Genomic DNA, 14940 nt, shown 5'->3' on the forward strand with positions numbered 1-14940 from the left:
AGACGGGAGATGAAACCCCGTTACGAGATAATCCTGGACCCTTCAGAACTCTGGACCGTTTGGGACAACCTTCGCGAGGAGCCGGCAGTGATCGGCATGACTATTGTAGCCGGCATCAGCAAATCTGAAGCGGAAGACGCGTGCTATGTTCTAAACGAGGTGGAGAAACGACGCCTCGCGCGGGAAGAGCGCAAAAAGGTCGCCAACTCCTGACGGATACAGACTTTGGTCGGCCGCCGGCGCCAAACACTCCATCCGTGGTCTCGCATCAAGACACGCACGATCTTGAGCTGCATTTCCCATTACCGGCCTTTTCAAGATCCGCAGATCATCCTAAGCGGTGGGAGTGATCCTACACCGGAGTGAGCCCGCATGAACCGAACAGCGTCCGCCTTCCTTCTCGTTGCCGTCCTGACGGGATCGCTGGTCGCCCTTGGGTTTGCACTACAGATAAAAGGGTACGGTGTCGGCAACCTCGGCAATGAGAGACTTGATGGTCTCGCCAGCGCATCAAGTTTCGTGCCACTGGCCGCTCTCTATGCCCTCGCAGCCATGCTGGTCACGATACTGCCCATCCGGGCAGCAGCTATGGTTCATTCCAGCGGTACCACCCCGCTCTATCTGGCGGCCATCGTGCTATTTGCGACAATTGTCGGTGTGCAGGGTGCAAGGCTGGCTTTCGGCAACACGGAGGCGCTGCGGGCGCTTCTCGACTGGCAGTTCCTTTTCGTCGCAGGGATCGTGGCGGCTCATCTGTCGCTCGACACACTGCGGCGCAATGTGCTTTTGCGGACTTTGGCCTTTATCGGCTTCGGGCTGTCTACGCTCGCCTGTCTTTACTGGACTTTCCGCTTCTGACCGATTTCACCGAATCGCGGTGATCCCAATCAGTTCGCCCAGCAGGTACAAAGCTGTGAAAAGCGGCATAGTCCTGTCACGCTTTCTCCGACTCACCCAAACCTGGCTACCCCACCTCTACCCATTTTGATGTGGTGGGTGGACCTATGGTCAGGCCTCGGTGAGCCTCAATCGACCGAATTTGCAGGTTTTTTGTTGGCTGTCCCGGCACGACAATTCCTCTCGTCGGATAACCCGTCCCCGCTGTGAAGACTGTTCGCGGGTCGCAACGATGATGTGGGCGGTGGGGATTCACACCGGGATCACGGGTCTCATTCGACAGAGGGAGGAGTGCATCTTCATTCGTTCTCCGAACGTTGCTCTGCACTTCCAAAGGCGGCCCAAGGGCCGCGAAACAGCAGGACCGTGTAGGCACAATATCACCTGAGAGATGAACAGTGATCGTGTCCACACGGTTCTCATTTTGAGGATGAGGACACGATCATGCCTAAGCAAAACGGTTTTGGCGTTTTCTTCCCTGGCTGGCCTGGCAACAATCAGGACCAGGATCAACACCAGCATCAACATCAGGGTGAATGGCAGCATCAGGGCCAGGAACAGACCGCAATCAACACCGCGGATAACACCGCCGGCAACAATGCGGACAATGGCGCTACCAATGATGCGGACAACACCAGCAACAACGCTGGGACGAACGTCGCATCCAACGCGGCGCAGAATGGCGCAACCAATCAGGCTGACAACACTGCTGAAAACGCGGCGACCAATGCGGCCGACAACACGGCGAGCAACAGCGCCCGCAATGCCGCGCAGAACAGCGCCGAGAACAACGCGACAAACAACACCGATGTGGCCACCAACGTCGCCACCTCAGTCAATACATCCGTGAACGTCGGTCTGGACGGCTTTGTGCCTACCGACAACGACTTCGCAGATGTGGACATTTACGGGGGCTCGACCGTCGATCAGTTGTTCATCAACCGGGACGGTGAGATTTCATACGACCCAGGCGATGACATGTCCTTTGAGGACATTCTCAACGATTCCCTCAATGGTGGTGGAAACGACAACGCCTTCGTGATCGGTCAGGTGAACGACCTGGTTGATAACGACAATCTTGAGAACCCGAACGTGTCGAATGAGGCAGCCTTCAATCAGAACGGCGACGCCACGGGCGGAAATGCGACAGCCGATGACGGCATCGTGGCCGGTGGCGACGGTGGCGAAGGTGGCGGCGATGCCGATGCCGATGGCGGCAATGGCGCGCACGGCTATGCCGATGGTGGCTATGCCCGTGGCGGCATGGCTGACGACGCCAAGGCCTACGGCGGCAATGGCAACGGCGCCGCAGGCGGTTCAGGCGGAACAGCCACCGGCACAGGTCTCGGCCTTGGCGGCCTCGGCGTCGGCGTTGGCCTTGGCGGCGACGGCGGCGCAGGTGGTGCTGGTGGCGCAGGTGGTGCTGGCGGCGCAGGCGGCCTCGGTGGCTATGGCACTGGCGGCACGGGTGGCACCGGAACGGGGGGCGCCGGCGGTGAAGGCTCAGGCGGCGAAGGTGGCTCGGGTGGCGAAGCCGGCAGCGGCGGAAACGCCGCGGCAGACGCTGCCGCTGCAGCCGATGCGGCCGCGGCATCCGGCGGTCTCGGACTTGGCGGTGCAGCAGACGCTGCCGCTGCAGCCGATGCGGCAGCGGCCGCAGGTGGTGCTGGCGGTGCAGCTGGCGCCGGCGGCGCAGGCGGCACCGGCACCGGTGCAGCAGGTGGTGAAGGCTCCGGCGGAAACGGTGGAACCGGCACTGGCGGCGACGGCGGTGTAGGCGGCATGGGCGGCATCGGTGGTCTGGGCGGCGCGGCTGACGGCGGCGCAGGCCTTGGCTTCGGCCTCGGCGAAGGTGAAGGCTTCGGTCTTGGCGCCGCACGCGGCGGCGACGGTGGCAATGGTGGCAACGGCGCAGGCGGTTGGGCTTCTGCAATCGGCGGAGACGCTGGTGACGCATGGGCCGGACCGGTCTCAGGCGGCAACGGCGGCGCCGGCGGCATGGGCGGTATCGCGACCACAGGTGCGGGCGGCGCAGGCGGCGCTGGCGGCATGTGGGGCTCCAACAATGGCGATGACGGCTATGTAAACGGCATCTCCGAAGCGAGCGCTGATGCGCTTGTGGATACCAGTGCCTTCAATCAGCAGATTGTCATGGGTGCAAACGTGCTTGGAAACTCCGTGGACACAACAGTGGTCGGCGGCAATCTCAACAGCACGGTCGTCGGTGAAGACGACGCCTAGAGGACAAGCAACTTCCGGCGCCCGCCCCCCTGGGCGCCGGTCTCGGAGGTTTGCGCCATTCACCCTTCGTCTGACACCCGCAAACCTCCGCACCTTTCAACCGGTGCGCACAGGCAATGATGGTCGGCAGGATGTCGATCCAGCCAGGGTCGAAGCAAGGTGATGCTTTATGCATATGGATCAAACCACAGAAGCGATCGCCCACTTCATAGGACTGTTCTCCCAGGCCATTGAGGAAGCCAGGCTGCGGCTTGACTATGCAGACTTCAAGGCACTGTCCGATATTCCCTTGGAGCCCAACGAACTTCTCAATGTCCGCATCAACATTGTCAGTCCTTACGCCCTTGAAGGTTTCTCCCCTCGAATCGAATACGCACCGCCGCCAATCGATGGATTTGACGCGCATGTCATCGTCCATGTCCATTACGATCCAATCCCAATACAGCTTGACGGTCAAAGCGCTGTCCCTCCTCTGACGGGTGGCAGCACCCCCTTCACGGCAGGTGGCACAGAGGTTTTTGGTGACTACCAGCCGCTCGGCTCGCTTGCTTTTTATCTCAAGCAGCAGGCGTATTTGGAGGACAATGACTATCTGAGCATTGGCGATCACGGGCTGCGCCTCAATCCCGTCGGTGAGGCTGACTCAGCACTCGCAGATCTGATCGACGAAGCCTCGTCTCTCCAGCCGTTTGCGGATCTAGAGGAGCCAGGCTCCACGGCTGAGATCGGGGACTTTATCATGCATGCGCCCGACCTTGCTGACGCATTCATCGAGACGCTGGGCGAAGGCGACGGTGTGTTTGTCCTGCGGAGCGAAGCCTTAGAGGGCAAGTTCGTGAACGGTCAGGAAGTCGAGGATTTGCCTGTACTGGATGCCCATCTCCCAACAAAAATCGCGGAAGATGAAAGTTCCGAAGCGGACGTGACCGATTTCTCGACGCACTCGACAATGAATGTCGAGGCAGGAGCAAACCTTCTCGTCAACGAAGCAATACTGGTGAATGACTGGTATGGAGCCCCGGTGCTCGTCGTAGCCGGCGACTACGTCCATTTCAACGTCATCAGCCAATTGAATGTGTGGAGCGACAACGACACGACGAGCGAAGCACTCGACGGCTGGCAATCTTTGACGGAAACGTCGACCGAAGCTTTCAACACCGCCACCATCCAGACGATCGACAATCCGCCTCCGGCCGGCGTCCAGAATGCCGAAGGCGATCCGGTATTTCCCGCCCACTGGCAGGTCTCACGGATCGACGGCGATCTGATGCTGACCAACTGGATCAAGCAGGTCAGCTTCGTGGAGGACAATGACATCACGATAATGTCGGCTTCCGGTGGCGGAACGGAAATCGTTCTCGGCGACAACACGGTCATAAACGCCTCGTCGCTCGCCGAACTGGGGAACTATTACGACCTCATCATCGTCGGCGGTAACGTCTACCATGCCAACATCATAAGCCAGACGAACATACTTTTGGATGACGATATCGTTGGTACGGTCGGGGATTTTCAGACTGTAGGCTCGGCCAGCCTGTCGACCAGCGGAAATCTCCTATGGAACGAGGCTTCCATCACCCAGTATGGAACCATGTCGTTCGATGAAATGCCCCCTTCCTATCTGGAAGCGTTGAACCAGCTGGCCGAGGGCACAGGCCCCGCCCCACAATCGCTTCTTTCGGAAATGGATTTCGCCGGGGTGCCTAGCATCCGGGTTCTCTATATTTCCGGCGACGTGGTCGATCTACAATATGTTAGCCAGACCAATGTTTTGGGCGATGCGGACCAGGTCGCGCTTGCAAAGAGCCAGGCCGCTGAAAATGCCGACGCGACTTGGGATGTCTCCACCGGCTCCAACGCACTTGTCAATCAGGCTTCCATCATCGAGGGCGGTGTTGATTCCACGACATATACCGCAGGGTCGGTCTACTCCGATGAGCTGCTCATTCAGGCTGAGCTGATCTCGCACGACACGGGCCTCTATACCAAGAGCGCCGACACGCTGATCAGCGAGGCGGTGGTGTTTTTGAGCGATGATCTCGTAGCACCAGGCGAAGGGGACGCCGGACAAAATTCACCCGACGCGTCGATCCCTGACGGTGGCACCGCGGATGTGATGCAGACGATGCTTGGGTAGCAAAGGCCGGGGGGAAAAACATGCTGGACAAACCGACAAAGCGGCTGGCCCATGTGAATGACGCCTCTTCCTGTGCGTTTGGCACGGAAGAGGAGGCGCGCAAACAACGAATTCTGCGCGCTGCTGATGAAGAGATTTCTCGCATCTTCAAGGAAGTGGATGCACGCGCGGGAGGACAAAGCGCAGAGATCGGAAAGGCCGAGTCCAGTGACGATCCGCCCCCCGCGGATGACAGCGCGTCGGGGGCACTCGAGGACAAACCGTCTACCGGCTCACAGCGGTCCGGGGATAGCACCGCAGAAGCGGGCACCCCGCATCCGGGTCGTGAGGGTGGTAGAACCGAGATCGACGACACCCGAGCAGGCACCGAAAAAGCGGAAGTTTCCAAGAGCAAAGACACCAAAGGCTCGTTTCACCGCCGGCTTGGCCCAGTCGACTTTTCTAAAAGCCTGACCGCAGGCCTCTCGGCAGTTCGCAAAAACATGCTCATGGTGCTCCTTTTCACAAATGCCAGCAACATTCTCGTGCTTGCCATCCCGATCTACCTCTTTCAAATCTCCGACCGCGTTCTAACCAGCCGCTCAACCGACACTCTCATCATGTTGACGATCGTCATTGTGGGCGCCGTGCTGCTGCAAGCCGTTTTCGATGCGATACGACGATTTATCCTCATGCGTACGGCGGTCGAAGTGGCGGCTCAATTGGGGGCACCGATTCTGAGTGCTGCCGCGCGCGCCTCGCTTCATGGAAGCGGACGGGAATACCAAACCCTCGGAGACCTCCAGCAATTGCGCTCATTCCTGGTATCGGGCACCCTGCTCGCCTTTCTCGACATCCCCTTCGCCCCGATCTTTGTGCTGGCCGTATTCCTTGTTCACCCCCATCTGGGAAGCATCGTGGTCCTGTCGGCACTCCTCCTCACCCTGGTCGCGTTCATCAATCAGCGCGCCACCGCAGCCCCGTTCGGCGAAGCGAATGTCTTTCAGAGCAAAGCCAATCTGCATCTGGACTCCATGGCGCGAAACTCCCAGATCATCAACGCGCTGGCGATGATCCCGGAAGCGGTGAAAATCTGGGGGCAGGATACGGCTGGTTCCCTGAAGGCTCAGGTCAAGGCGCAGGACCGCAACATCGTTTCAGCCGCCACCTCCCGCGCCATCCGTCTTCTGACCCAGGTGGCTCTGCTCGGCTGGGGCGCATATCTCGCCATTCAGGGGCACATAACTGGTGGCATGGTAATCGCGGCCTCCATCATCGCGGGCCGGGCACTGGCGCCGATCGAAGGCTCCATCGAGGGCTGGAACCAGTTCATTCTCTCGCGGGGGGCCTATCGGCGCATCAGCACACTGCTCCGTTCCTCTCCCCTGAATCTTGAACGGCTGGTTCTGCCCAAGCCCGAAGGCAGGCTGGATGTCGAACGGGTGCTTTATGTGCCACAAGGCACCAAGCGGGTCGTTCTCAACGGCATCAATTTTTCTCTTCGGCCGGGAGATTCACTTGCAGTCATCGGCAATTCCGGCGCCGGGAAAACGACACTCGGTAAAATGCTCGTCGGGTCGATCTTGCCCACCTCGGGCAGCGTTCGCCTGGACCTCATGGACCTGCGCAACTGGGATCAGCGTCAATTCGGCGACAATATCGGCTATCTTCCGCAAGACGTTCAGCTCTTCCCCGGTTCGATCAAAGCCAACATTGCCCGAATGCGCGATGATGTAGCTGATCAGGAGATCTATCAGGCCGCGATCCTTGCCGATGTGCATGAGATGATCGCAACATTCCCGCAGGGATACGAAACAATCGTTGCCGCCGACGGCTCCCCCCTGTCGGGTGGACAAAAGCAACGTATCGCCCTCGCCCGTGCGTTCTTCGGCAATCCGCGCATGATCGTTCTCGACGAACCGAATTCGAATCTGGACAGTGCCGGCGATGCCGCCCTTGCGCGGGCGTTGAAGCACGCCAAGCAGAACCGGATCACCGCGATCGTCATTACGCAGCGCCCGTCCCTGCTCCAGCATGTCGACAAGATCCTGCTGATGACGAACGGAACGATCTCCATGTTCGGCCGCCGCGAGGACGTGCTGCGCGCGCTTGCAGCCCACCAGGCCGGCCAATTGCAAAATGGCCCTCTGGCCACCCAGCTTCCTTAAAGGCAGACCTCCCATGAGCTCCGCAGATATTGCTAAACTCCAGGACATGACGTGGTATGCGGACGTTCCGCGTTCGATCCGCAAGCAATCGATAGCCGGGATCATTCTGCTGGTCGCGTGCTTCGGCGGTTTCGGTCTCTGGGCAAGCTTCGCCCCTCTGGCCGCAGCCGTCATCTCGCAAGGCAGTTTTGTCGCAACTGGTCAGAACAAGATCGTCCAGCACCTCGAAGGCGGCGTCATCAAGGAAATACTGGTTTCGGAAGGCGATCACATTGTTGCCGGTCAACCCTTGCTCCAGCTTGATGAGACCTCGGCTCTCGCCAACGAACGACAGCTTTTTCTCAGGCGCGCCCGCCTGCTGGCCATCGTCGCCCGATTGAGCGCGGAATATCAGGAAAGGGATAGTATCGACTTTCCCGACGAGTTGACGGAGCGAATGATCGATCCGGAAGTCGCTGAAATCCTCGATAGCCAGAAACTCAACTTCGCGTCCTCGAAACGCAAATTGAACAGTGAGTTGGAGCTGCTCAACAACAATATCACGGCACTTGAAATTCGCGGACGCGGTTACGAGGCTCAACATCAGGCACTCAGCCGCCAACTTGACTTTCTTTCCGACGAATTTACCGGCAAGCAAAAGCTCTATGAGCAAGGACTGATGCGCAAGCCGGAGATTTCGGCGATCAAACGGGCCATGGCCGAAGCGGAGGGGCAGATCGGACGACTTGCCGCCGAGGTAGATGAAACACAGGCCCAGATCGCCCGGTATCGTCAACAGGCAGCTCAAACCCTTGCGGCCTATCGGCAGGCCGCCCTCGATGAGTTGCAGGCAATCGAGGCAGAGCTTGATGCGGTGCGCGAACAATCACGCGCAGCCGAGAACGTCTTGCGACGCGCCACCATCAATGCGCCCGTTACCGGCACCGTTATACGGCTGTATTACCACACCCCCGGTGGGGTCATTGAAAGCGGCAAAAGCATTGCCGAGATTCTCCCCTCCGATGTCCCCCTCATCATCGAAACCCAGATTCCGCGAACCAAGATCGACAGTGTGCGAGTTGGCCAGGAGGCCACCGTTCGGCTGACCGCCCTCAATCAGCGCACCACACCGGTCCTGATGGGCGAGGTTTTCTATGTTTCAGCCGACGCCCTGCGTGATCAGTCGGCGGCCGACAAGCGTGAGATCTACCTTGCGCGCGTTCGCCTGCCCCCAAGTGAACTCGCCCGCGTCCGCGGGTTTCTGCCCACACCAGGCATGCCTGCCGAAGTTCTGATCCAGACAGCGGAACGCACGTTCTTCGAATATCTCTCGAAACCGATCATGGACAGCATGAACCGCGCTTTCCGCGAGGATTGAAGCGCCATCGTTCGTTGGCGTGGACGCTTGAAATCCGCAGTGTTAGCATGCGTTTCATCGGGCCATTCAAGGTGAGTGCGAGCACTCTTGCGATGAAGGAAGGCAATCAGCGTTTCCGCGACGTGCTGACCCTGCTGGGGCAGTTGAACTACACGTGGACGAACACGGAAAGTCTTCTCATCCATCTTATCGCGGGGCTTGCGCGCGTGGACATGGAAACCGCCACCGTGATTTTCCTGACCCTCAACACCTCCAGGGCGCGTGTGGATCTGGTCGAGCGACTCGCCAAGCTTGAACGAACCGATCCGCAGACACGCCAGGATGTGCTCAGCGTCACACGAAGCATGATGAGCGAGGCCCGGCTTCGGAACAAATACAATCACTGCATCTATTCCTTCGATGACACCGGAGAAAATGTCTCGACACTGCTCATGCGGATCTCGGATTCGGGCGATCGATTGAAGTATGGAAAGGTCGACGCCATCGATGACGCCGAGATCGCCAACATCACCAGTTCCATCAATCGCCTGATCGCCACGAACCGCGATATCTGGGCGCTGGCAAAGAAGCATGGGTTTCCGGTTTGAAGCCTTCTGAATTGTTCATCCTCCCCGCTCTCTAACCCGATCGGTCCGGGCCTCAGCCGGATTGATGAATTGGTGGAAACGGGGCGGAAAGGCTACGTTCTTGTCAGAACATCCGGTTTTCAGAGAGAACGGGCCGAAATATCAGAAATGTCGCTGAGCCACATCAAACAGGGTATCAAACGAGTGCATGGAACAGCGCTTCTGCCGTTTCAGGCGGCAGCGGGGCGCATGCGGATGGTCGCGCATAGTTCGGTTCGCTTTTCCGGCGTCTACGCCAACTATCACGACGCCTTGAGCGCCGCCAGCCGGCGTGGTCTTGCCGGCTACGATCATGACACAGTCGCTGGCGTGGCTTTCGAGCAGATGTGCCGATTGATGCCGTGGGACTACCCGGTTCTGTTCTGGCTCAGTCAACTCCGGCAAGACATCCGTTCACTGCTGGATGCAGGTGGCCATATGGGCACGAAGTTCCGCGCGTTCAGAGGCCTTCTACCTGAAATCGACCATCTTCAGTGGACCGTTTATGACGTTCCTGCCATTGTCAAAGCTGGAGAAAAACGCGCTCGCGACGATGGTATCGAGAGTTTGCGCTTTACAGGTAGCCTGGACGATCGCGGCCCCTACGACCTGTTTCTCGGATCGGGCTTGCTGCAATATCTAGATCTCCCCTTGCCCGATCTTCTTGGGCGTTTGGTTGCGCCGCCAAAACACCTTCTCTTGAACAAGGTGGCACTGCGAAAGGGGCGAACGATTGTCACGCTGGAACGGATCGGGCCTGCCTTGGTCCCTTATCAAATCCGTAGCGAAGCTTCTTTTCTAGAAGCGGTCGAGGGCATGGGCTACCGGGTCGTCGACCGTTGGACTATTCCCTCACTTTCTCATGTCATCGACACACATCCCGAATATGGCGCGAGCGAAAGTGCCGGTTTTTATTGCGTAAGAGACTGACCGCCATGTCTTGCCCGGCGCCTGCGCCCAAAGTCATGCTGATTGTGCATGTCTGCACTGCTTTTGAAGTCTCTTTCCTTGATGCTCAATCTCCTCTACCACGGAGCCGGTTCATTTCGAGGTAGAGAAAGTGCAACCATCCACAATCCGGACGGCCACTTACCCAGCGGCCATTTTCGCTGTTTATGTCGCCGCTTCGATGCTTCTGCCAGCCGCAGTTGACCTCTATTACGCGAATGACGACTGGCAGATCTTTGTCGTCTGCTCATTGGCAACCGGCGCCATTGCACTCACCATCGCTGCAGCCACACGCGCACCACTCACCCGAGGTTCCACCCAGACCACTTTTCTGGTCGTGGTGCTGCTTTGGCTGATGCTGGGCCTCGTTGGAGCCCTCCCATTCTACACGGCGTCGCTGAAACTCAACCTTGCCGAAGCCGTTTTTGAATCGGTGTCTGCCATAACCACAACCGGATCCACCGTCATTGCGGGGCTGGACACCTTGCCGCCCGGACTTCTGCTATGGCGTTCGATCCTGCAATGGATTGGCGGGATTGGCGTGGTCGCACTCGGCCTTTTCCTGCTTCCGCTGCTCAAGGTGGGCGGCTTTTCCTACTTCCGCGTCGAGTCATCAGACATTGAAAACCGGCCCTTTGAACGCTTTATCAGCTTTCTCATCGCTCTTGTCGGCATCTATTGTCTTTTGACGGCACTGTGCGCCCTCGCATATGCGGCGGCTGGCATGAGCAATTTCGACGCAATCAATCACGCCATGACCACCATCGCAACGGGTGGTTTCTCCACACACGACGCGTCGTTCGGTTATTTCCAAGGCAATGCCGTCTTGTGGGTCGGAACGGTCTTCATGTTGCTCGCCGCCCTTCCCTTTTCCATTCTGGTGCTGTTCTTCGCGCGTGGGCGACTTGATGCCCTGCGTGACCCGCAGATCAGGCTTTTCCTCAGCTATGTGGCGACGATCGTTCTTGTTCTGGCGGTGCAGCGTCGCATCACCACCGGTGATCCGTTCGACGACATTCTTGCCTCTACGGCCTTCAATTTTGCGTCGATCATCACCACGACCGGCTTTGCAAGCGAGGATTATACGCTTTGGGGGCCATTTGCGGTTACGCTGGCCTTCTTCGCCACTTTTTTGGGAGGTTGTTCCGGTTCTACTTCCGGCGGCATCAAAGCGTATCGCTTTCTCATTCTGGGAGCGATGCTGCGCAACGGCTTGCTCTTGCTCATTCACCCCCATTCCGTTCAGGCCTTGCGATATGGCAAACGCGTCGTGGACGAAGAGATGCAACGCTCCGTCGTCCTTTTCGTCACCAGCTTTCTCATATCGTGGGTGGTTGCAACGCTTTTGCTGGCTACGACAGGTCTCGATTTCCTCACCTCGATAACCGGTTCACTCACCGCATTGACCAATGTCGGTCCCGGATTGGGCACGACGATCGGCCCCGCCGGCAATTTCGTTCCGCTCAGCGATTTCGCAAAATGGGTTCTTTCTGCAACGATGCTGCTCGGTCGGCTGGAGATCCTCGCCGTCGTGGTTCTCTTGGTTCCCGCTTTCTGGCGTGATTGAAGGACAGCCGTATCCCACCCGGCGGACGGCCTGGTCCGCCGGTCAGTGCGGGATCAGATGCTCGAAGAGCGTATATCCGTGGTTTTCTCCAGCGCAGCTTTCAAATGGGCGTCACGCTCATAAATATCGCCGTGATAGGCAATCACGCCATCGGTCTGCGGCCAGGCCGTGAAATAGCCGACATACACTGGAATATCGCGTTCGACCTTGCGCCGGGTAGGACGACTGCGATCTCCAGTCTCGATGGCGCGCGAGACCTCATCGACGGAAACATCAAGAACCGCCGCGGCCATGGCGCGTGGATCGGCCAGCCGAACACAACCATGGCTGAACGCGCGTGTGTCTCGCTGAAACAGACTCTTGGCTGGTGTGTCGTGCATGTAGATCGCATGGCGGTTGGGAAACAGTATCTTGAGTTCGCCCAGCGCATTGCTTCGTCCCGGCTTTTGGCGAACACCGAAGGGAACATTGGCTCCATAGCGCCCCCAGTTCACAGAGGAGGAGGAGACCTTGCGACCCTGGCTGTTGATCACCTCATAGCCGTTCCTGTCGAGGTAGCTTGGGTCACGCCAGAGCTTAGGAAGCATTTCATTGACGATGATCGACCGTGGAACGCCCCAATATGGATTGAACTCCACGGTTTCCAGCTTGTCGTAGAAAAACGTGGTCTGGTTGCTATTCCGCCCGACCACCGTGCGCATGGAAAGCCGCGGCTTTCCATTCTCGAAGAAATCGACGTTAAAGGCGGCGGCGTTGATCACTACACGCGTGTCGCCCAGTTCCGAGGGATGCCAACGCAACCGTTCAAGCGTGTAAAGCACCTTTTCGATACGCGCTGTTTTTGAAACGCCCGCGATCGCCGCGACCGTCCGTGGTCCTATGATGCCATCCGGTTTAAGACCATGACTCTCCTGCGCTGCCTTGATCACCGGAACCAAAGCTTCGTCATAGGCTTCACTTCCCTGATGGTCCTTCAACATCGCACCATGAGCCTTCAAGAAGGCGTCATCGGCGTCGCGTTCGATGATCTTTAGCAATTTGGCGAACTCGGCCGACTTTCCACCCGGCCGAACAATCGTCTTCGGGTCGACGATGATCTCACGCTCGGCAGCACCACGTAAAACTTCCAACTCAGCACGAAGCTGGCGGTAATCGTCATTGCGCGGATGCAAACCCTCAAGATAGCGGTCCGCCTCCGTCATGTTTGCCATGAAACCAATGCTCTGAACCAGATCCATCGGCTTCTCTGGAAAATCATGATAACCTGAGAGCTTGTTGGGTTTGACACGGCCTGCATGCGCATCGCGCGCATAACGCAGAGCGCGAGCAGTCAGCGTCATCTCGAAACGGATCAGCTCTTTCTGGCGGCTTGCGAGGTCGTCATAGGAAAAGTCGCTCGATGGAACCCCGACAGTGTAGTCGACATCGGAGAGCCCGTGGCTGGAAGCTTCAGAGAGCACCCGCAACACGCGCCTTGCCCGCTCGTTGATCTGGTGACCGGAGACCCAGATGAAGTCGGGCCTCTTCGAGTAAAATGCCACGATTGCTTCAGTGATTTCCTTCTCAGCATACAGCTCGACGCCTTCCAGCATCGGAAGGGCCTCACGAAAGGACACGCCTTCAAGTGCCGGCGCGAACGTGTCCTCGGTCGCGGGGATCGAAATTTCGGAAAATGCCACGGGAACGAGCGGCTCCGGCTTATAACTGTAATAGGACGGGCCTGATATCTTTGGCGCTTTGGCAGGACTTCTTTTTACCGGAGCGGGCTGGGCGTTGCGCGGGGGCTCGCTTCGGGCGCGGTCAGGTTTTCTCATACCCCCGCCAAACAGCATGTCAAAAAGATTATCCGACTGCGCATGGGCCTGCCCCATACCTCCAGCGAACAGCACGGCTGCCATACAAACCAGCCCGCTTTTGCGCATGGACTTCAACATGATTGATCACCCCGCCGAGATTTGTGCCCGTTGCCACAACCAAAAAGTTTTGTTTCACAACCAAAATAACAGGTCTCGGCTCCGAGGTCGCGGGCTGATAGATAAAATTGTTTTGAAATCCTCACTCAATCGGGGACTGGTAAACGATCTTCTAACGGGGCTCCTACCGTGGACTTCAGCCATCGGTCCCTGTGCGTCGCCACGAATGCCGCCGCCTGCGCGGCGATACCTGTGTCAGCGATAATGCGACGATGTCCAAGGCCCGGCGCCCAGACCACTGAAACATGCTCCCCCACCCCGCCCATCGCGATGGCGTCCGGTGCGGGCACCTCCTTGTCTTCGGGAGCGTGAACGATCAGTGTCGGAATCTGGACCTGCCGCAGTTGATCAACGGCCACGAATTCCCGCAAAGGCAATCCGGCGATGTCTTCGACACAGCCTTCAAATTCGTTTTGAGTTCTCACACCGAGCCCCAGGAACGCGCCGAACTGCAAAAAGAGCTCAGGAAGCGCATTGGGGGAGGCAACCATTACGAGACGTCTTACACGCACAGGCGCAATTCCGGCCACAGAACCGGCGATTGCGTTGAGCGCAACCGCTCCACCGAAGGAGTGTCCCACCATTGCATCGAACGGCCCGAGCCATTCGTTGGCGGAACTCACCGCGGCTACTGCATTGACGATGTTCAGGGATCTTCCACCCGATGCTCCGTGGCCAGGCAGGTCCAGAGAAACGACGCGAAACCCCCGTCGAAGCAACGCTTCCACAACGGCCTGCATATGTTCGGCACGTGAACGCCACCCGTGAAGAACAAGAACTGCCGGTCCGTCACGCCGAGCGCCCCAGTTCACGAACTCATGCGCTACGATTTCGCCATGTGTTGTCGTCAGGTGGTGCCTGCGTGCCTGTTGCATGAAGTTCTTGGACCGCGCGAGCCGGTGTCTTTCCTTCTCAGACAGCTGCATCGGATCAGGGGTTCGGCAAAACCACCAGAACGCCAAACGCCCGCCGAGACTTGGCGCGACATATTCGAATGTGCCAAAAAGGATTTTCAGAAAGCGTACGCTGAAACGAGTCATGGTAGGAACCCAGATAATGTTCAAGCAT

At 58.3% G+C, this 14940-nt stretch carries 11 protein-coding genes; 9 read left to right on the forward strand and 2 right to left on the reverse strand.

Annotation, left to right across the window (positions count from 1 at the left end; translation table 11 throughout):
* Positions 1–9: 9 nt before the first annotated feature.
* The 9 genes from KW403_RS00460 to KW403_RS00500 all read left to right on the forward strand — a co-directional run bounded on the left by KW403_RS00460 (position 10) and on the right by KW403_RS00500 (position 11899).
* Positions 10–213, forward strand: coding sequence for a hypothetical protein (locus KW403_RS00460; protein WP_223020848.1), 204 nt, complete (start codon positions 10–12; stop codon positions 211–213).
* Positions 214–372: 159 nt separating this feature from the next.
* Entirely contained in the window at positions 373–858 is a 486-nt protein-coding gene (locus KW403_RS00465; RefSeq protein ID WP_223020849.1) for a hypothetical protein, read from the forward strand.
* Between the two features lie 483 nt (positions 859–1341).
* Positions 1342–3138, forward strand: a complete 1797-nt coding sequence (locus tag KW403_RS00470; RefSeq protein ID WP_223020850.1) for a hypothetical protein — start codon at positions 1342–1344, stop codon at positions 3136–3138.
* A 175-nt stretch (positions 3139–3313) separates the two neighbouring features.
* On the forward strand, positions 3314–5275 hold the full coding sequence (locus tag KW403_RS00475; RefSeq protein ID WP_223020851.1) for a type I secretion protein: 1962 nt from the start codon (positions 3314–3316) through the stop codon (positions 5273–5275).
* 20 nt (positions 5276–5295) lie between these two features.
* Positions 5296–7422 (forward strand): type I secretion system permease/ATPase, encoded by a 2127-nt coding sequence (locus KW403_RS00480; protein WP_223020852.1) that lies wholly within the window; start codon positions 5296–5298, stop codon positions 7420–7422.
* 13 nt (positions 7423–7435) lie between these two features.
* Complete coding sequence (locus KW403_RS00485) at positions 7436–8779, forward strand: HlyD family type I secretion periplasmic adaptor subunit (protein ID WP_223020853.1); 1344 nt, start codon at positions 7436–7438, stop codon at positions 8777–8779.
* A gap of 47 nt (positions 8780–8826) precedes the next feature.
* Positions 8827–9366: a hypothetical protein gene (locus KW403_RS00490; protein ID WP_246637835.1), complete on the forward strand. Its 540-nt coding sequence runs from the start codon at positions 8827–8829 to the stop codon at positions 9364–9366.
* Between the two features lie 147 nt (positions 9367–9513).
* Positions 9514–10314, forward strand: a complete 801-nt coding sequence (locus KW403_RS00495) for a methyltransferase, TIGR04325 family (RefSeq protein WP_223020854.1) — start codon at positions 9514–9516, stop codon at positions 10312–10314.
* Between the two features lie 130 nt (positions 10315–10444).
* Positions 10445–11899 carry a TrkH family potassium uptake protein gene (locus KW403_RS00500; RefSeq protein WP_223020855.1) on the forward strand — a complete coding sequence of 485 codons (1455 nt, stop codon included), beginning with the start codon at positions 10445–10447 and terminating at the stop codon, positions 11897–11899.
* Between the two features lie 53 nt (positions 11900–11952).
* Here KW403_RS00500 and KW403_RS00505 read toward each other — a convergent pair whose 3' ends face one another.
* Together KW403_RS00505 and KW403_RS00510 are read right to left on the reverse strand one after the other, a co-directional pair.
* Positions 11953–13833: a L,D-transpeptidase family protein gene (locus KW403_RS00505; protein ID WP_223020856.1), complete on the reverse strand. Its 1881-nt coding sequence runs from the start codon at positions 13831–13833 to the stop codon at positions 11953–11955.
* A gap of 125 nt (positions 13834–13958) precedes the next feature.
* The gene (locus KW403_RS00510) at positions 13959–14912 is read right to left on the reverse strand and encodes an alpha/beta hydrolase (protein WP_223020857.1); all 954 of its coding nucleotides are present in this window, start codon (positions 14910–14912) and stop codon (positions 13959–13961) included.
* Positions 14913–14940: the final 28 nt, after the last annotated feature.

Source organism: Nitratireductor kimnyeongensis (assembly GCF_019891395.1).
Lineage (GTDB): Bacteria > Pseudomonadota > Alphaproteobacteria > Rhizobiales > Rhizobiaceae > Nitratireductor > Nitratireductor kimnyeongensis.

Excerpts from the sequence above, each read along its gene's own strand:
- KW403_RS00485 (WP_223020853.1), top strand. The coding sequence starts at position 7,436 with ATGAGCTCCGCAGATATTGCTAAACTCCAGGACATGACGTGGTATGCG.
- KW403_RS00465 (WP_223020849.1), top strand. The coding sequence starts at position 373 with ATGAACCGAACAGCGTCCGCCTTCCTTCTCGTTGCCGTCCTGACGGGA.
- KW403_RS00470 (WP_223020850.1), top strand. The coding sequence starts at position 1,342 with ATGCCTAAGCAAAACGGTTTTGGCGTTTTCTTCCCTGGCTGGCCTGGC.
- KW403_RS00490 (WP_246637835.1), top strand. The coding sequence starts at position 8,827 with ATGCGTTTCATCGGGCCATTCAAGGTGAGTGCGAGCACTCTTGCGATG.
- KW403_RS00505 (WP_223020856.1), bottom strand. The coding sequence starts at position 13,833 with ATGTTGAAGTCCATGCGCAAAAGCGGGCTGGTTTGTATGGCAGCCGTG.
- KW403_RS00480 (WP_223020852.1), top strand. The coding sequence starts at position 5,296 with ATGCTGGACAAACCGACAAAGCGGCTGGCCCATGTGAATGACGCCTCT.
- KW403_RS00475 (WP_223020851.1), top strand. The coding sequence starts at position 3,314 with ATGGATCAAACCACAGAAGCGATCGCCCACTTCATAGGACTGTTCTCC.
- KW403_RS00495 (WP_223020854.1), top strand. The coding sequence starts at position 9,514 with ATGTCGCTGAGCCACATCAAACAGGGTATCAAACGAGTGCATGGAACA.
- KW403_RS00460 (WP_223020848.1), top strand. The coding sequence starts at position 10 with ATGAAACCCCGTTACGAGATAATCCTGGACCCTTCAGAACTCTGGACC.
- KW403_RS00510 (WP_223020857.1), bottom strand. The coding sequence starts at position 14,912 with ATGACTCGTTTCAGCGTACGCTTTCTGAAAATCCTTTTTGGCACATTC.